This is a genomic window from Tolypothrix sp. FACHB-123 (assembly GCF_014697075.1).
GTDB lineage: Bacteria > Cyanobacteriota > Cyanobacteriia > Cyanobacteriales > Nostocaceae > Aulosira.
Map to the genome: position 1 here is coordinate 140,505 of NZ_JACJRE010000011.1, position 19,104 is coordinate 159,608.

The window sequence follows — 19,104 nt, forward strand, 5'->3', positions numbered from 1 at the left end:
TAAATTTATTGGCTCTGTATCCTGTTTATTTTCGATCAAGCGATCGCGACTTCTCAACAGTCAGCAGTCAACCGTCAACAGTCAACCTAAATTATTCTTGAGGAATAGCGATGGTAAACTCCGTACCTACGCCCAGTTGAGAATTTACTTCCAATGTGCCATTGTGTTTTTCAACGACAATTTGATGGGCGATTGATAAGCCAAGTCCAGTACCTTTACCCACAGGTTTTGTGGTAAATAAAGGCTCAAACAGCCTTTGTTTAAGTCTTTCAGGAACACCCATCCCATTATCACTAATCTGAACGATCGCCCTATTTTGAGAATTTATTTTTGTTGTCACTATAATCTGGGGTACTTTATTGCTCATTTTGCCTTGAAATATAGCTTCATCAATAGCATCAATGGCGTTAGCAAGAATGTTCATAAATACTTGATTCATCTGCCCTAGATAGCAGTTAATTTCTGGTAATTCTCCATAATCCCTAATGATTTCAATACAGGGGCGATCGCCATTATCCTTCAGACGGTGTTGTAAAATCATTAATGTGCTATCTAACCCTTGGTGCAAATCAGCGGGTATTTTGCGATCGCTATCTGCGCGGGTGAAGGTACGCAGCGAATTGGAAACGTTGCGAATGCGTTCAGTGGCGACTTTAAATGACTCCACAATTTTCACTAAATCCTTCAGCATAAATTCCAGATCCAAGTCTGCAATCGCCTTACTAATTGAATCTGCGGGGTGGGGATATTCTTTTTCGTAGAGTTGGAGAATTTCTGTTACCCCGGCAATATATTCTTCTAAAGGTGGAATATTGCTGCTGATAAAGTTGATGGGATTGTTCATTTCATGGGCGATTCCAGCGATTAACTCTCCCAAAGTTGATAATTTTTCGTGCTGTACCAGTTTAACTTGTGCTTGTTGTAAAGCCGCAGTGCGATCGCGTACTTGTTGTTCTAAAGATTCATTTAGGTGCTTGAGGCGTAAATGCACAAACACTCTCGCAATCACTTCTTCTTGCGCAAATGGTTTAGATATGTAGTCTACAGCACCCAGAACAAAACCCTTAGTTTTACTCTCGATATCAGCTAAAGCAGTAGTAAAAATAATCGGAATATTTTCGGTAACAGGATTCGCTTTGAGACGCCGACAGGTTTCAAATCCGTCAATACCTGGCATTTGTATATCCAGTAAAATTAACTCTGGTTGATTGCGTTCGGCTTGAGCGATCGCGCTTTCGCCATCAACTGCAACACGGAAACGCAAACCCTTACTAGTTAAGGCTGCTGACAGGACAGATAAATTTGTAGGATTATCATCCACAATCAAAATAAATCCTTTATTGGCAATCTCATTCATGATTAATATAAAAACTAAAATTACACCAGATTAATTAAGATATTTTTGAATAAAACTTTCCAAGCGTTTCAGTTGGAAATTGCTAGCCAACTGAATGAGTTGGCGAGTAAAAGTACTTAACTGAGCATCAGCTGTAGAAAGTTGTTGGGCTATTTCTACAATTGTTTGAATATCGCCGTCTTGTGCCAATACCAAAAATTCTTGTAAAACCTCATGAGGAGGTAAAACTATATCAGTTGGCACAGAAAAACTATCTACCTCTGGTTTTTTAGCAGTGTTTTTATTTTCTTCATATAACCATTCCACTTGCAAAAATTGCCGCAGTAATTCTAGCAGAGTTTCTACTTCTATGGGTTTGGGAAGAAAGGCATTTGCACCAACATCAATACTTTTATATTGGTCACTTGCAAAGACGCTGGCTGATGAAGCAATGATAGCTGTATGTTTAAATTCTTCAGATTGACGTAAATTTTTAATCAATTCTAGCCCATCCATTACAGGCATAATTAAGTCAGTAATAATCAAGTCGGGTTTGTGATTTTTTACTTGTTCCCATCCTTGTTGACCATTATTAGCTTCTATAACATCAAAGCCCACTGGCTCTAATAAATTGACGATAACTGAACGGTTTTCCCACTTATCATCTAAAATCAAAATTTTGCGCCGTTGTCCTTCATAACCAATAATTGTTCCTTGCTCAACTATTCTGCAAACTTTAGCCCAGTTTTGCGATTCTGGTACTTCTAAATCAAAATAGAAACTGCTACCTTTGCCAAACTCACTTTCTAACTGTATTTGACTACCCATCAAGGAAATAATTTGTTGGCTGATGGCTAATCCTAAACCCGTACCTTCGGTTTGGCGTTTCTGATTTCCTACTTGTTCAAAGGGGAGAAAGATTTTCTTGGCTTGCTCAGGTGTAATACCCGTGCCAGTATCTACTATTTCAAAACGAATTTTATAGATAATTTCTCCTTGACCATGAGATATTTTATTAATGACTTTCACTTTAAAGCTAACACTGCCTTGTTGGGTAAATTTAATAGCATTACCCAGCAAATTAATCAATACTTGCCGCAAACGTTTTTCATCAGCGCGAATCCCTGTAGGTAAATCCTCATCGATTTGCAGATTAAATCCGATTACTTTTTGTTCAGCACGAATGCGACAAATTTCACTTACACTATCCAGAAACGCCGGTAAGTAAAAATCTATCGGATTCAACTCCAGCTTTCGGGCTTCAATTTTGGATAGATCCAGAACATCATTAATTAAGGTTAATAAATGGGAACCACATTGATAAATAACACCAATTCCTTTGCTCGCTTTTTCACTTAAATGTTCTGTGCGTTGCAGGATTTGTGTATAGCCAAGGATACCATTCAGGGGCGTGCGTAACTCATGACTCATATTCGCCAGAAATTCGCTCTTAGCTTTGCTAGCATTCTTCGCCGTCTCCTCCGCTTGGCGTAATTCTTGCTCAACGCGCTTGCGCTCAATAATTTCCTTAAGGAGCGTTTGATTAATCACTTCTAATTGGGCGGGGCTGGGTAATGCGAGAGCTTGCGGCATCAGATTAAATAAAGCAAATGCCGTATATATAGAAATAATCGCTGTTAAAGCTTTGATAGTACCAGAAACCCAGTAATCAGGATGCCAGAGCGTCCAAATTTCCATTAAATGCCCAGTACCGCAGGCAATAATAAACGCACCAAATAATAAGAAGACACCATTAAAAGGAACATCTTTGCGTTGCGAGATAAAGTAAATCAGTAACAGTGGAATAGAATAATAGGCAAGAGCGATCGTGGCATCAGAGATAATGTGCAGCCACACAAGTCCAGTATTCCAGAAATAACAATGTCCGTGGGGGACAAAACCTATTGAGTAGAAAGGGTATGGGAAAGCCAACATGATACTGAAGTTATTGGTGCAATATTTAGTCTATAAACTCAGTATTCCCAAATAATCAAGTCGGCAAGCTTCCTAAAGATTCTTCTCAAAAAAACCCATCTTTTTCCTCAAATCTCCCACACTTCTAGGCTGCTAGCGAATGACTGATTCCAACATCCCACCATCACCCTATAAGAGTGTGGCTAATTTAACAAAGCCTGCCTTTGCAGGCTAATAGATAACATTTTTTATTAACGAGCTTGTGAGCCTCATTATCGAAGTAGGGTGTGTTACGCCGCAGGCTAACGCACCGTCAATTTTAGTAATGCTTGACCCTAAAGTCATAACCCACCCGAAAATTTAATTCTCTACCTATCTCCGTAAATTTGCGATAATATGGCGCTAAAATCGGAAACTCAGATTTATGACTGCGGATTTTGCCCTATTAAAGCGGATATACAATGCTTTTGATCCATTTCGCCCCTTACCCGCAGGAGATCCGGCTTATGTTGATTGTACAGAAGTGCGGGGAGATGGAGACATATTAGTAGAAGTAGGTAGAGAAATTTTGTATTCAGACAGAATGACCTCTCAATTATATGCAGGTCATCGCGGTGCGGGGAAATCTACAGAATTACTGCGTTTACAGAAACATTTAGATGAGCAAGGTTGCTTTGTAGTTTATTTTCCCGCCGATGAACAAGATATCGATCCAGAAGATGCCCAATATACAGATATTCTGTTAGCTTGTACCCGCCATTTACTAGAATCGTTAAAAGATACCACTTCCCCAGCTAGTTTATTAAACTGGTTAGGTGAACGTTGGCAAGATTTAAAAGATTTAGCATTAACTGAAGTTTCCTTACAAAGCTTAAGTATAGAAGGGCAAATTGCCCAATTCGCCAAATTAACCGCAAATTTGCGCACAGAACCCACACAACGCCAAAAAATCCGCGATCGCGTCAATCCCCATACAATTACTTTAATTGCAGCTTTAAACGAGTTTATTCAAGATGCTAAAAAGAACTTACCTTCAGGATATTCTCAACTTGTATTAATTGCTGATAACTTAGACCGGATTGTACCGATACCTCAAGAAGATGGACGCAGCAATCACGACCAAATTTTTCTCGATCGTAGCGAACAACTGCAAGCTTTAGATTGTCATTTGCTGTATACAATACCCATTTCTTTATTGTATTCTAACCGCGCTGCTGACCTAGCCAATATCTATGGAAATACTCAGGTATTGCCGATGATTATGGTACAAACGCCGGATAATCAACCATATCAACGGGGAATTAATAAAGTTACAGAAATCCTGCAAAAACGTCTGAGTTTGATAGATCCAAGTTTATCTATTGTCGATATGTTTGAGCAGCGAGAAGCTTTAGAAAGATTATGCCTCATGAGTGGAGGTCATGTGAGAAATTTATTATTATTAATGAAGGAGGCGATTAAATACACTAACAGTTTACCAATTCCTACCAGAGCCTTACAGCGCTCATTTAGCGAGTTACGAAATACTTATCGCAATACCGTTTTTGCGAATGAATGGGAAGCACTGGCAAATGTGTATCATTCTAAGGAAATAGAAAATGATGCCTTGTATCGAGGTTTATTATTTAATCGCTGTATTTTAGAATATCGTTATTTAAATGGAGATGGAGAAAGTCAAGTTTGGTATGATATTCATCCCCTCATTAAGGGAATTAAAGAATTTCAAGATACCTTTAATCGACTGTATCCAGCATAGAACGCAACACCCTGAAGGGTGTCGCTATACGAACGAAGCCCACCTGCGTGGGCTGTATTATAATTTTATATAAAGATATATACAATTAGAAATTGTGTAGGTTGGGTTGAGGAACGAAACCCAACATTTTCGGCGATTTGTTGGGTTTCACTTCGTTCAACCCAACCTACAATTATCTTTAACTGAACTGTATTGGATTATGACCCTAGAACTGACGGATTGGGATAAAGATTTACCAACAGAAGGAGATGAAGAATATCAAGCCTTAGTCCGCACGCTGAATTTTACAGAAGGCTTTGGCTTATTATTTGTTCGTTGCTCTCCGGCTGAGGGTGAGCAGTTAATTACCAAAGTTAAAGAAGATATTACCAATAAAAATATCGCAGTTCTACGGCTTGAGCAAGCTGTGAATAATTTATATGAAATAATTGAGAATTTAGATAATCAAAAAAAGATAAATATTTTATTTATTACAGGTTTAGAGCAGTCATTTTATGAATATGAAGAATGCAAAAGCCTTGCAGGTTGGAATAGTAGAGATATTTATTCATATAGTTGGAAGGGTGTACCGCCTGTTTTAATTAACCTTAACCAACAGCGAGAACGGTTTAGAGATAACTTTAATATCTGTTTTGTATTCTTGCTACCAATATTTGCAATTAAATATTTTATTCAACGTGCGCCTGATTTTTTTGATTGGCGTTCTGGTTTGTTTGAATTTCCTATAAAATCAGAAATTTTGGATCAAGAGTCATCGCGCATTATTCAGGATGGAGATTATGAAAAATATCTTGCTTTCACTCCCGAAGAAACAACTAAAGAAATACTAAGAATTCAAGAATTAATAGCAGAAAATAATCGAAAATTTGATATCCAAAAGGATTTATTTATTAACCTGGGAAATTTGCAATGCGCTGGAAAAGACTATAAACAAGCACTTATATCTTTCAGCAAAGCACTAGAAATTCAAGCTGATGACTACTATGCTTTAAATAATCGAGGGTATGCGCTAGAGAAGTTAGGAAGTTATGAAGAAGCGATCGCTTCCTTCGACAAAGCGCTGGAGATTCAATCTGATGAGTATGCTTGGTATCTGCGGGGTATTGCGCTAGAGAAATTAGGACGCTATGAAGAAGCGATCGTATCCTTCGACAAAGCACTAGAAATTCAGCCTGAGTTTCATAATGTTTGGTACGATAGAGGGATTGTACTAAGAATTTTAGGACGTTATGACGAAGCGATCGCCTCTTACGACAAAGCACTAGAAATTAAACCCGATTATCATGAGGCTTGGAATAACCGAGGGTATGCACTAGGGATTTTAGAAGTCCATGAAGAAGCGATCACTTCTTTTGATAAAGCACTGTTAATTAAACCTGATTTACATGAAGCTTGGTACAATCGGGGGATTGCACTGAGGATTTTAAGACGCTATGAACAAGCTATTTCGTCCTATGATAAAGCAGTGTCAATTAAATCTGATTACCACGAAGCATGGTACAACAGGGGTATTGCTCTAAGGATTTTAGGACGCTATGAAGAAGCGATATCATCTTATGAACAAGCACTATCAATTAAACCTGATGACTCTTATGCTTGGAATAATCGGGGAATTGCGCTAGCAAATATAGGGCGCAATGAAGAAGCAATCGTATCCTTCAAAAAAGTCTTGGAAATTAAACCTGATGACTACCAAGCTTGGTACAACTGGGGGAATGCGTTAGGAAAATTAAGACATTATGAAGATGCAATTATCGCCTATGAGCAAGCCATCAATATTAAACCGGATTACCAACATGCTTGGGGAAACCGTGGTTATGCATTGCAGAATTTAGGACGTTATAAAGAAGCACTTGAATCTCTTGAAAAAGCTTTAGAAATTCAACCTGATTACTATCCGGCTTGGTATAACAAAGCTTGCTGTTATGCACTTCAAGGTAATATTGAGCAGGCATTAGAAAATCTTCAACAAGCAATTAACCTAAATCCTGAAAAATATCGAGAAATGGTGAAAACTGATTCTGATTTTGATAGCATTCGGGAAGACGAGCGCTTTCAAGCATTGATTCAAGGATAGCTAATGAGCAATATTAGAGCAAAAGGTATCACTAAAACACCTGGCGTTTGTGGTGGAGACGCTTGTATTGCAGGAACTCGGATTGCGGTTTGGCTATTAGTTGAAGCGCGCCGTTTGGGAATTAGTGAAGTTCAACTTTTGCAAGATTATTCTCATATTAGTGCAGCAGATTTAGTTAATGCTTGGATATATGCAGATGCTTATCCTGAAGAAATTGAAGCAGCTATCATTGCTAATATAGAATACACCCGTACCCATGATGCTTTTCTGAACGGCTACGTACCAGAAGACGAAGGGCTTTATGATGATTATCCAATTTTGACACAACAAAAACTATAGAAGCGATCGCTCTTGAGTCAAGTTAAGTTAGGTGCGTTTTATTTCTAGATATTCAATTCAAGAAATCGCCCTGCACAATTCAGCGCAGGGCGATAATTTGAGATTAATGCCAAATCAGATTACTTGCTGTTACCGTTACCATTACTATGGCCATTGCCATTACCAGCAATTACCCTTTCGGCGAGTTTTTCCGGTACTTCTTGCAGATGATCGTATTCCCAATGGAAAGAACCAACACCAAGAGTAAGCGATCGCAATTCAACAATAAAGTCTTGCATCTCGGCTTGGGGAAGGTAAGCTGAGATATTATCCCAACCTTGCCAATCATTTCTGCCTTCATAGCCTAAAATTTGCCCCCGTTTACCGCTCAGTAGTTGCAGGGCTTTGGAGGTAAATTCGCTGGGTGTGGTTACTTCTACTTTGAGAATCGGTTCTAAAAGTGTGGGTTGGGCTTGGGGTACTCCCGTTTGCATCGCCAACCGGGCGGCTTGTTTAAAGGCTTGTTCGGAACTATCAACGTTGTGGTAGGAACCATTGGTTAATGTTACCGCCACATCCACAATTGGGAAGCCTAAAGGCCCGTGGGCGAGAAATTCCCGTACACCCATTTCTACCCCAGGAATATACTGTCTGGGAACGACACCGCCAACTATGGTTTCCCGGAAGTTAAAGCCTTCACCACGGGGTAGGGGCTGAATATCGAGGAAAACATCACCAAATTGCCCGTGTCCGCCGCTTTGGTGCTTGTAGCGTCCGTGAACTGCGGCTACAGGTTTGCGGATTGTTTCTTTGTAGGGAACTTGGGGGAGATGGGTTGTCATGGGGAGGTTATATTTGCGCCGCAGTCTATCTAAGGCGACTTGTAGATGAATTTCCCCTTGTCCCCACAGAATTACTTCGTGGGTATCGCCGTGTTGTTCCCAAGTTAAAGAAGGATCTTCTTCCAACAGTTTAGCGATCGCGCTGCTGAGTTTTACTTCATCGTTGCGCTTTTCGGGCGTAATCGCCAGGGCATACACTGGTTCCAACTGCGCAGCTTGGGGTAATTCTACTTTCGACTGGCCTTGTATGGTCAGGATATCACCTGTTTTGATGCCTTCTAAACGGCTGATAGCGACAATTTCCCCCGCTAATACTTCATTCACTGACTGCTGTTGCTGTCCCATCAACCGATAAATACCACCAGCACGCACACCGTTGAGAACAATACCATCTGTTAATTTACCTTGCCATACACGGACTAGGGAGAGTTTGCCGCCTTGGGGAGTGTAGTAAGTTTTTAATACTTGGGCAATTGGTGTATTGCCAACTTTGCTTAAACGGCGTTCTGCTGTAACTTCTGGTTCTGGTGCTTCTCGTACCAAAGCTTCTAATAAAGGTCTTACACCATAATCTTGTTCCGCCACACCAAAGAATACGGGGACTACTAAATCGGCCCCTAGTTCCATTTTTAAATCTTTGATAATTTCTTCTTGGGGTGGTTCAATATCTTCTAAAAGTTCTTCCAATAAGTGGTCATCAAAATTTGCTAAAGCTTCGAGCATTTCGGCTCGTGCAGTATGTTCTTCTTCTTTTAAATGTTCGGGGAAGGGAATCAAATCAGCCGGTGCGCCTGGATGATATTGATATGCTTGTTCTGTGACCATATCAATAAAGCCTGTGAGCTGTTCCCCTTGCATGATGGGATATTGATGGGCGACTAGGGGACGGCTGGAAACGGCTTTGAGGGCGTGTAATGTTTCGAGAACATGAATATTTGCCCTGTCCATTTTATTCACAAAGACGATGTGGGGAATTTCCCAATCGTCCAGGAATTTAAATAAAGGAGCAAGGGTGTGGACGCGATCGCGGATGGGTTCGCAAACTACAATCGCCGCATCAACTCCCATTAAGGCACTATAGGTTTCTTGCGCAAATTCTACACTGCCGGGACAGTCAATAAAGTTAAAGCGCAAGTCGTTGTATTCAGTGCTAGCGGCGCTAACTTCTACACTCATGTGGCGATCGCGCGCTTCGTTGGCACTATCTCCTACTGTGTTACCATCCTTGACACTGCCTTTTCGGGAAATCGCCCCTGTGACGAATAACAGACTTTCTAATAAAGTTGTTTTCCCACTTAAATAAGGGCCGACAATTGCAACGTTCCGCGAACCCGATTTTACTTTTTCGTTCATAAAACCTCCCTTGCGGTAAGTTACCACTAACCGCATTATCCTGTGTATTCAAGGATAGAAATGGTTCTCTAAAGGAGAATCATCTCCTCTTTAATCAGTTATTATCCTCTCTTTAATCGGTGCAACGAAAAATTGTAGTTTGTTGTAAGATTTAGCTAAAGAAAAGTTAATTAAATCAAACTTTAATAGCAAATGTTTAATTTTTGTTAATTCAAGCGATTTTTATTCAAAAAAATATGAAGAAAAGTTAACTGAACGTGCAAGTTGAAAGTATGATTGATGAAATGAACTTACTCAGGATTTGGAGTCAGCAACCGGGGAGGAAGAAAGAAAACTTAATATCTAAAATGCTTGGCTATTTTCCATCGTTGCATAGTTTGCGCCCAACTATAGCGATGATTTTCATCTTGCTATGGGGTAATATTGTTTATCCTTGTACTAGTTTTGCTATTTCTCCACCTAAAATAATAGCTCAGTCTGGTAATCCGTCGGCGATAGATGTATTAAATCAGGGTTTACAAGCCATTCAAGCGGGGAGAGTGCAAGATGCGATCGCTTTATTTAGAAGAGCAACCCAACTCGATCCCCGATTAGCGCCAGCGCACTATAATTTAGGGCTAGCATTACGCCAAGCGGGACAATTACAACCAGCGGCGGATGCATTTTATCGAGCAACTCTAGCCGATCCTAAGTTTGCGCCTGCTTTTGCAAATTTGGGCGGTTCGTTGTTAGAAGGAAATAATTTACAGTTAGCCAATGATTACTTGCAGCGAGCAATCGAACTTGATGGTAAACTCGGTTTTGCTCACTATAATATGGGCTTGCTGAGAGTACAGCAGAGAGATTGGGAAAAAGCGATCGCCTCTTTTAAAAAAGCGCTGCAATATAGTCAAAATGCACCGGAGCCTGCTTATCATTTAGGATTAGTTTATTTACAACAGGGCAAAATTGATCAAGCCAGAGAAGCTTTTCGCCAAGCGATTAAAATTAATCCTAGATATGCAGAAGCTCACTATAATCTTGGTTCCCTGTGGTTTCAACAAGGTAAATTACCCGAAGCTTTAGAAGCCTTTAGAAAATCTGCGGCTGCTAACTCCAATTATGCCAGCGCTTATTATGGTGCAGGATTAGTTTTTATGCAATTAAAAAAATATGCAGAAGCCGCACAAGTTTTTCAATATGCGCGAGATTTATTTAGTCAACAAAATAATCCTCAATGGGCTAAAAATGCCCAACAATTGTTACAACAAGCACAGAATTTAAATTACCAACCTCGCTGAGGCGCGAATCCTGAAGATTGAGCAACAATAGGGCTATACCAATTCAAAATTAAAAATTAAAAATTCAAAATTAAAAGAATTAGATGCGGTCTGAACTTTTAATTTTGGTATTTTTGGTTAATTTGAGGGAATTGGTATTGTGGAGTAGACTATCTGGCGTGGTCTAAGCCTAACCCATCGCAATGGTATTGTAAATGCAAAAGCGCGTCAAAAGTCGGTTTTTATTTTGCGATCGCTGGTTTGATCGTCACGCGATCGTGCGGAACATGGAAGCGTTTCAAGACTTAATTGTCATAGTCTTGTGTTTAGGTTTATTTGCTGTGATGTTGTTGCAATTGTGGGGCATTTTTATTGCCATTACCCAGCCATTAGATTACAAATTAGTCACAGCAAAAATACTCTTTGTCTTAATTTTGGTAGAACTATTTCGGCTGTTGATGATTTACCTGCAAGAGCATAGTATTGCTGTTGGTGTAGCAGTCGAAGTTACAATTGTCTCCGTCTTGCGAGAAGTAGTAGTTCACGGGGCGTTAGAAATTTCCTCAATTCAGACAGCCGCAATTTGTGGTTTATTATTCATTTTGGGCGGCTTACTCATAGTGTGTGCCAAAACACCCCACATGGATTGCATCAGTGCGAATACAAAATTTTGCCCCATTGCTTATACAGGAACTAGGGACAAGCAAAACCTAGAATTTCACTATTCTCGACAATGTGAGGATAATCAGCAGCTTTCGTAAATGGGCATGGGGCATTGGGCATTGAGAATTTCTCTTTCCTTGCTTGATGCTCAAGTAACCTAGGAGTGCGATTAGGGGTAAAACTGTTGGCTGATCCCAAAATTCCGCTGTTACCTCTGGGTGCGGCTAATTGTCTAAAACCCAATACGGTTCAGTTAAGACTGAAAGTCGTGTAAATTAAGCATTGTCCCAAGAATGAAAATGAGCGTGTGGTGCATCTCAAAGATTTCTCATTGGTGTCTCCAGATATACAAAGTGGTAACATACTGAAAGCAATCGAAACAGCGATTCCATCTGTTGCCATCGAACAGGCGATAAGCCTACGGCATGGCTTCGCTTACCGCTAATACCAAAACTGAAGAGGAACGCAGGCGATCGCTACCAGCACAATTAGTGGTTAGTCTGGTAATAGCAATGAGTCTTTGGTCTAAAGACTCGATGCGTGATGTACTAAAAAACTTGATTGATGGACTAAGTGAGGCATGGATTAAGGTTGGTAAATATTGGCGAGTACCTTGTAAGTCAGCCATTACACAAGCCCGACAGCGATTAGGTGCAAGGGTAATGAGCCAATTATTTCATCAATTAATAAGACCAATAGCGACACAGGAGACATTAGGAGCGTTTATCAATGGGCTAAGAATTGTCGTCATTGATGGTACGTGTTTCGATGTCCCAGACAGCGATGAAAATGCAAGAGTTTTTGGTCGCCCTAGTAGTCGTCCAGGTACACAGGCAGCGTTTCCCAAAGTTAGATTAGTCATATTGGTAGAAGCAGGAACGCACATAATATTTGATGCTTTAATGTGTCCATATCGTATTGGAGAACGAGTGCGGGCATTGAAATTATTACGCTCTGTACAATCAGGGATGTTGTTGATGTGGGATAGGGGATTGCATTCATATGCAATGGTAAAGACAACAGTGTCTAAGGGATGTGACTATTTAGGAAGAATTCCTGCCAATGTGAAATTTCTTGCAGAAGAACCTTTAGAAGATGGCTCTTATCTGTCATATATTTATCCATCGGGCAAGCTCAGAAAAAAAGGTTGTCAACCAATATTGCTACGAGTGATTGAATACACAATTGAGCATCCAGAAAACCCTAGTGAACAACTTACATATCGCTTAATTACAAGTCTATTAGATATTGAAAAATTCCCCGCAGAGTTATTAGCCAGAGAATATCATCAGCGATGGGAAGTCGAAAATACAATTGATGAATTGAAAATACACCTTTTAGGACGAAAAACTCACGTTCGTTCCCAAAAACCACGGGAAGTCGTGCAAGAAGTATACGGTTGGTTGTTGGGGCATTGGTCAGTCAGGGTATTAATGTTTCAAGCTGCAACCAGTGCTGGGGTTCCACCATTACGCCTGGGTTTTACAGGAACATTACGAGTCATCCGTCGTGCCATTCCTAAGTTTCAACGCTTACAACCAGAAGAATTCCCTTTTTTTTCGATTGGCTAACCCTGGAGATTTTAGATACGTTATTACCCGAACGAGTTCCACGTAATAACCCCAGAGTTGTCAAAAAACCTGTCTCAAAGTTTCGTTCTAAAAAGCCAAAACACAGAGGTACTGGACAACGAGTTGAAGCTCTTAAATTTCATATCACTAATCAGTCTTTCAGCCTTAACTGAACCGTATTGGTCTAAAACCCACCTATGTGGACTGAATTCTTTAGCCCACGCAGGTGGGCTTCGCATTAATAGCCACAGGCTTCTAAGCTGTAGGCGGTATATTGGTTAATACCAATTCAAATAATGTTTGCGACAAATCAATATATTCTACGCTGAAAGATATCCCGCAGATGATAATAGGGCGGTTCATTGAAAGCGACAGGAAACTCCATCCTCTCATGGAAGGACAATCTAAATTCTTCACTATACCCAATACTCAAAAACTCCATCCTCTTATGGTTAGAGTTTTTCATATTTTTCTCTTGCCAGAGTCACAAAAGCGGAATTAATTCTTGTCCTTGTTCGGCAATTTGCTCCACATCTGGAAATTACTTCTGGCAATTACTTAAGTAAAATAACTATAAATTTAGTATAAAAAAATGCAACTTAATTCAATGTTTTTGCTCATTAAACTCTTATTAAAATGTGTTTAAAAGCAGTTTAGAATCAACTTATAACTGCTTTTAAATGTAACAAATAAGGCGATTTTACTAGCTAAAATCTTATTTAGAAAAACTGAAAGAGCAAAATATGCTGGTAATATTTTGTACAGATCTTGGCTAAAAAATAAAAATGAGAACATAGAAGGTTCTAGCAATTGGTGAAGCCAAGTTTTTTTTGCAGCAAATGTGTGTTTTTTTTACAATCTTTTTTGTAAGATTGGGAATAAATGTCTGCTAGGATAGAATGCAAATACGTAAAAATAACTATGGTTATAAGTCATAAATTCTTATGAACAAGTAGTTAGCAAATAACCTGATAGAATATCCAAGACTCAAGTCTTAATTAAAAAATAAGGGGTGAATTAAATCACGTCTAATTTGAAAATCGTAGTTTTCGGAATTTCGATAGTACAGATTTATACTTAGCGGGAAAAAGACAAGATTTGGCGATCGCTACCCTCTGGGGAGGCTTTGTCTATATCGTTGTTGCTAGCTGCACAGGTTACTGAGTATGAAAATCCAGGTTTCAAAATTGACGAGGTTTAATGAGGTTTAATAATGAAAATAGCCTTTATAGTTGGAAAATTTCCGCTAATATCAGAAACATTTATTATTAATCAAATTACAGGTGTACTTGACAGGGGGCATGAAGTTGATATTTACGCTTACCAGCCAAGTAATAGTTCCAAACTAAATCCCAATGTCAAAAAATATCAATTATTAAATCGAACTTTTTACCAACCATTATTACCTCGGAATCGTTTTTTGCGGTTACTGAAAGCAATTAAATTTATAATTGAAAATATAGATAAAAAACCCTTAGTATTACTGCGATCGCTAAATTTTTTCAAATATGGCAAACGAGCAGCTTCCCTGCAATTACTATACTCAGTCATACCATTATTAAAATCTCAACCATATGATATTATCCATTGTCAGTTTGGCACCCTTGCCAAGGAAGGTATAGTTTGGCGAGATCTGGGAGCTATTCAAGGAAAGTTAATCGCTTCCTTTCGCGGCTATGATATCAGTTCATTTGTGCAGGAATATGGTGAAAATATTTATAATGAACTCTTTGCTAAAGGGGATTTTTTCTTAGCGAACTGCAAATTTTTTCAAAAAAAAGCTATTCAATTAGGTTGTGATGCCGATAAAATTGTTGTGCTTGGTTCGGGAATAGATTGCAACCAGTTTAAGTTTAAATTCAGAGTCCCTCCCCAACCAAATGATAAATTTTACATTCTGACAACTGCTCGTCTCGTGGGTAAAAAAGGCTTAGAATACAGCATTCGGGCTGTGGCTCAGGTAGCAAAGATTTACCACAATATTGAATACAACATCATTGGTGAAGGACTGTTAAAAGCAGATTTACAGCAATTAATTCAAGAATTAAATATTGCCGATAAAATCAAGCTTGTAGGCTGTAAAAATCATCCAGAAATTATTGAATTTTTAGAGAAATCTCACATTTTTATCGCTCCTAGTGTCACAGCCAGAGATGGAAATCAAGATGCTCCCGTGAACACGTTAAAGGAAGCAATGGCTATGGGTTTACCAGTTATTGGTACGCGACATGGCGGGATTCCCGAACTGGTAGAAGATGGAATTTCTGGTTTTCTCGTTCCTGAACGAGATGTAGATGCGATCGCTCTAAAATTAACTTACCTGTTAGAGCATCCAGAGATTTGGGCAAAAATGGGTCAAGCAGGCCGTGCTTACGTAGAAAAACACTACGAAATCAATAAACTAAATGATGAACTAGTAGCAATATATCAACGAGTCAGGAGTAATAATTTACAGATTCCCGAAAAAACCTTAGCTGTCACAGGAATGTAAAAAAATGAATTCATCAACCATCGCAGATTCTCTAGTGACCATTGTAGTTGCGCCACGAGAGCGTTTTAGCTACAGCCGCGAATCTTTAGAAAGTATCTATGAGCATACACAATATCCCTTTAACTTAATTTATGTAGATGGGAATTCACCGGCGCATATTCGAGATTATTTAGCAGCGCAAGCACAGCAAAAGCAATTTCAACTAATTCGCCAAGATACCTATTTATCTCCAAATCGCGCTAGGAATATTGGACTCAAAGAAGTTAAGAGTAAATATGTAGTATTTATCGATAACGATGTAGTTGTTAGCCCCAATTGGCTCAAACCATTGGTAGACTGTGCAGAAACCACTCAAGCAACTATAGTTAGTCCCCTTTTGTGTCAAGGTACACCCATACACCAAGAAGTACATTGTGCGGGTGGCGAAAGTGGGGTGCGCATAGACAATGACAGACGCAGAATTATCGAGAAAATTTACGATCAAGGGCGAAAAGTAGCTGATGTGCTTCCCAAGTTAAACCAGCAGCAAACTGGCTTAGCAGAGTTTCACTGTATGTTGGTACGCACAGAGATATTTGCGCAGATTGGTTTTTTGGATGAAGCACTGCTTTCTACCAAAGAACATGTTGATTTATGCATGTTAGTAGCTAAAGCCGGTGGTACGATTTACCTAGAACCAGCATCTGTAGTAACTTATGTACCAGGCCCGCCACTAGAGTTAACAGACATACACTACTATATGCTGCGGTGGAGCGATCGCTGGGAGTTAGCCAGTTTAAAACACCTCCGCGAAAAATGGAACCTAAGTGAAGATGAGTATTTTCAAAGAAAATACAAACGTTTGGGATCGAGAAGACAGATGACAATTATTAGTCCTTTCGCACGCAAATTATCCCTAGGGAACTTTGGCTTTCGAGTCGTTAATTACATTCTGCGACGGATAGATAAAGTATTGAATCGTTGGATTACTAGTTGGTAAAGGGATATTGAACTGTGGCTGAAATGCGATCGCATCCTCAAACCCAAAGGTAAGAAAAAATCAACCATGAAACAGCATCAGCAATCGAATTCTCAGTTAACAGAAGTCATATACACGCCCGAAAGTCGGTTAAGAAAACCGATAAAATTGGCTCAACAAATGTGGCGGGATTTATTAGGTTCTCGTGAACTTGCTTGGCGATTGCTGGTACGAGATATTAGCGCCCAATATCGTCAATCTTTTTTCGGGATAGCTTGGGCTTTTTTACCGCCGATGATTATGGCGTTAGGATTTACTTTAGCCAATGATGCCAAAGTAATTAACATCCAAGCTACCGATTTACCCTATCCAGCTTATGTCATGTTTAGCACTGCATTATGGCAAACATTTGTCGAAGCTTTAAATAGCCCGATACAAGCTGTAATGGTAGCTAAACCGATGTTAGCTAGAGTCAACTTTCCGCGAGAAGCCTTGATTTTAGCAAAACTGGGTGAAGTATTTTTTAACTTTGCCATCAAGTTAATTTTAATCGCGGCATTTTTTTTGTGGTTTCAAATTCCGGTGAATTGGACAGTGATTATTGCTCCCGTAGCACTAATTCATTTAGTCTTACTAGGAACATTTTTAGGAATTTTATTAGCTCCTTTGGGGATATTATATCAAGATGTATCGAGAGGACTGACTTTAATTACTAGCTTTTGGCTATTTCTCACTCCCGTAGTTTATCCAGTACCCAAGCAGGGAGTATTTAGCTTTTTAGTCCAGCTAAATCCAGTCACTCCTTTATTAGTAACAACGCGAGAATTAGCCACCACCGGAGTCATATCAGATCCTTATCGTTTTTGGGTTGTCAGTGCAATTAGCATATTTGGTTTAATTATCACCTGGGTTGTCTTCCGTTTGGCTATGCCTTTTGTAGTAGAAAGAGTCAGTTCTTAATAATGATTAATATCAAAGATGATTCTGAATTACTAATTTCGGTTGAGGAAGTTTCTAAGAAATTTTGCCGAAATTTAAAACGGTCTTTATTATATGGTGTCCAAGATATTTGTACAGAATTAACTGGTGGTAGTCGAAATGGTAACAGTCTCCGTCCCAAAGAATTTTGGGCGTTAAAAGATGTCAGCTTTCAACTGCGACGCGGAGAAGCCTTAGGCTTAGTGGGAGCCAATGGAGCCGGCAAAAGTACATTACTGCGGATTATTAGCGGACTGATTAATCCTGATACGGGAACTGTAAAAGTTAGAGGGAGATTAGCACCATTAATTGCTTTAGGTGCTGGTTTTAATCCCGTTTTAACAGGGCGAGAAAATATCTATGCAAACATGTCGATTTTAGGGTTATCGACTAAAGAAATAGAAAAAAGATTTGCCGATGTCGTCGATTTTGCGGGAATTGAAGATGCAATTGATGCACCAGTGCAAACCTATAGTTCGGGGATGGCGGCTAGATTAGGGTTTGCTTGTGCCGTTCACATAGAACCTGATATTTTACTAATAGATGAAGTGTTAGCAGTTGGCGATATTAATTTTCGCGTTAAATGCTACCAGAGATTAGCAAAACTGCGAGAAGCAGGTACAGCTTTTGTTTTAGTTTCCCATAATCCCCATGTAGTTTTAAATGTATGTGAAAATTCCGTTTACTTGGCGAAGGGAGAATTAATTAAATATGGCGAAACAGAAGCGGTAATTCGTCAATATGAAGAAGATTTAAGTTTGGCTGGGGTAGACACATCTTTAGGAATGATGTTTTTACCAGAAAAACCGGAAAGTGAAAGCTTAGGTATAGATATTGTTTCTGTGTGTTTTAAAGATGAGCATGGTAATATTTTGGCGGCTCCCCGTTGTGGGGAATTAGCTTATTTATGTGTAGAATGCAAAGCTTATAAGCAAGTTGATCATGCCAATTTAGGTATATCTATTACAGCTTTATCTGGACAGAATGAGCGAATTTTATATATAACTTCCGCCAGCGATCATGAACCATTGCAGATTCTCCCAGGAAGGCTAGAAATTCAAATGCAGATGCCTTATTGTTGCCTATTACCCGGTTTATATAGTGCGAAAATATATATCAAAGAAGGTGTATGTTCTTTTGATATAGTTGAATCTTTTAGATTTATGGTTAAAGCTAGTAAAATTACTAGTCGTTCCTTATTTTATCAGCCTCGAAAGTGGGAAGTTATCAATCACAAGGCAGAAGGCAAAAGACAAAGGGAAGAAGGGAATATATATCAAGGATAAGGAACTACCAAGTAGAAAAATATTCCTTAATCAAGGATGAGCTAATCTGTCTGCATCAGGAGGTTATTTTAACAGCTAAAAAATAGCTTCCTCTACAGTTGTAAAAACTCTTAAATCAGGCAATTTCTCCAACTTTGAGCCTTGCAAGGCGCACCTAACCCAATACCGTTCAGTTAGCGCCAAAAACCTGAAAATGCGTAGTAGCGCGGCAACCTTAAAATGTTTGGTTGATTAATGATATTATTCCGCAATTATGGCATTTCCATTTTTTGAACCCAACAAATTAGACTAGACGCGCTACT

The 19,104-nt window shown here is 39.3% G+C and carries 12 protein-coding genes and 1 pseudogene; 10 read left to right on the forward strand and 3 right to left on the reverse strand.

Features of this window, described 5'->3' with window-relative positions; translation table 11 throughout:
* Positions 1 to 91 precede the first annotated feature (91 nt).
* The gene (locus H6G41_RS10510; protein WP_190746136.1) at positions 92 to 1,357 is read right to left on the reverse strand and encodes a sensor histidine kinase; all 1,266 of its coding nucleotides are present in this window, start codon (positions 1,355 to 1,357) and stop codon (positions 92 to 94) included.
* A gap of 30 nt (positions 1,358 to 1,387) precedes the next feature.
* A complete protein-coding gene (locus tag H6G41_RS10515) occupies positions 1,388 to 3,271 on the reverse strand; it encodes an ATP-binding protein (RefSeq protein ID WP_190746137.1) in 1,884 nt (627 codons plus the stop codon).
* 403 nt (positions 3,272 to 3,674) lie between these two features.
* Here H6G41_RS10515 and H6G41_RS10520 point away from each other — a divergent pair, with 403 nt between their 5' ends.
* The 3 genes and pseudogenes from H6G41_RS10520 to H6G41_RS35050 all read left to right on the forward strand — a co-directional run.
* A complete protein-coding gene (locus H6G41_RS10520; RefSeq protein ID WP_190746138.1) occupies positions 3,675 to 5,006 on the forward strand; it encodes an AAA family ATPase in 1,332 nt (443 codons plus the stop codon).
* 199 nt (positions 5,007 to 5,205) lie between these two features.
* A complete protein-coding gene (locus H6G41_RS10525; RefSeq protein WP_190746157.1) occupies positions 5,206 to 7,083 on the forward strand; it encodes a tetratricopeptide repeat protein in 1,878 nt (625 codons plus the stop codon).
* 21 nt (positions 7,084 to 7,104) lie between these two features.
* Positions 7,105 to 7,320: pseudogene (locus tag H6G41_RS35050) on the forward strand (DUF433 domain-containing protein); the annotation flags it as partial.
* Positions 7,321 to 7,541: 221 nt separating this feature from the next.
* Here the strand turns inward: H6G41_RS35050 and H6G41_RS10535 are convergent.
* Positions 7,542 to 9,596 carry an elongation factor G gene (locus H6G41_RS10535; protein WP_190746140.1) on the reverse strand — a complete coding sequence of 685 codons (2,055 nt, stop codon included), beginning with the start codon at positions 9,594 to 9,596 and terminating at the stop codon, positions 7,542 to 7,544.
* A gap of 395 nt (positions 9,597 to 9,991) precedes the next feature.
* Between H6G41_RS10535 and H6G41_RS10540 the strand changes: the two genes are divergently transcribed.
* From H6G41_RS10540 to H6G41_RS10570, 7 genes are all read left to right on the forward strand, one after another.
* A complete protein-coding gene (locus tag H6G41_RS10540; RefSeq protein ID WP_190746158.1) occupies positions 9,992 to 10,876 on the forward strand; it encodes a lipopolysaccharide assembly protein LapB in 885 nt (294 codons plus the stop codon).
* A 194-nt stretch (positions 10,877 to 11,070) separates the two neighbouring features.
* Positions 11,071 to 11,616, forward strand: coding sequence for a phosphate-starvation-inducible PsiE family protein (locus H6G41_RS10545; protein ID WP_190746141.1), 546 nt, complete (start codon positions 11,071 to 11,073; stop codon positions 11,614 to 11,616).
* A gap of 327 nt (positions 11,617 to 11,943) precedes the next feature.
* Entirely contained in the window at positions 11,944 to 13,089 is a 1,146-nt protein-coding gene (locus H6G41_RS10550) for an IS4 family transposase (protein WP_190746142.1), read from the forward strand.
* Between the two features lie 1,213 nt (positions 13,090 to 14,302).
* Positions 14,303 to 15,580, forward strand: a complete 1,278-nt coding sequence (locus H6G41_RS10555) for a glycosyltransferase (protein ID WP_190746143.1) — start codon at positions 14,303 to 14,305, stop codon at positions 15,578 to 15,580.
* Positions 15,581 to 15,584: 4 nt separating this feature from the next.
* Entirely contained in the window at positions 15,585 to 16,559 is a 975-nt protein-coding gene (locus tag H6G41_RS10560; protein WP_190746144.1) for a glycosyltransferase family 2 protein, read from the forward strand.
* A gap of 66 nt (positions 16,560 to 16,625) precedes the next feature.
* A complete protein-coding gene (locus tag H6G41_RS10565) occupies positions 16,626 to 17,498 on the forward strand; it encodes an ABC transporter permease (protein ID WP_190746145.1) in 873 nt (290 codons plus the stop codon).
* 2 nt (positions 17,499 to 17,500) lie between these two features.
* Entirely contained in the window at positions 17,501 to 18,802 is a 1,302-nt protein-coding gene (locus tag H6G41_RS10570) for an ABC transporter ATP-binding protein (protein WP_190746146.1), read from the forward strand.
* The last annotated feature ends 302 nt before the right edge of the window (positions 18,803 to 19,104 follow it).